We start from the raw sequence: 455 nt of genomic DNA on the forward strand, positions 1-455 counted from the left end.
GAAGCGCTGGCGTACATCGACGTGCGGGTGCTGGACCACTTCGTGGTCGCCGGCAACCGGGCGGTGTCGATGGCCGAGCGCGGCCTCGTCTGAGCGAGGCCACGGGGCGCTTCGGCGCCCCTTTTTCTTATCGTTCCGCGGGGGGGGGCTGCTGGCGACCCCATCCTGCGCCGCCCGCGCCTTCGACGTGCTGCGAAGGCCATCGGTCAAGCGCGTTCCGCGGGGGGATGCGGCGTGAGCCGCTGCGCGGCTGGGGGTGAAGACAGAAAGAACGCAGAACTTGGCGTGCGCGGCGTGGCCGCGCAGGATGCGAACGGATGCGCCACTCGGTGACGCGCCCCGGTCGTGGAAGGTCGGGACTTGGCCGCGTGGCGGCGTGGTCCTGCCTCGTGGTGGCCGGTCGCCTGCTGCCGGTCCGCCTCTGATCGACGCATGGCGCGGGTCGCTCCCCGCTC

Annotated in this window: 1 protein-coding gene; it reads left to right on the plus strand. The window is 72.3% G+C overall.

Annotated elements, in window-relative coordinates; all coding sequences use genetic code 11:
* Window positions 1-93, plus strand: a 93-nt coding sequence (locus AC0IYU_RS34810) for a JAB domain-containing protein (protein WP_472126961.1), incomplete at its 5' end; no start/stop codon positions are given.
* Window positions 94-455: the final 362 nt, after the last annotated feature.

The sequence above is a fragment of the Variovorax sp. AC103 genome (genome assembly GCF_979254005.1).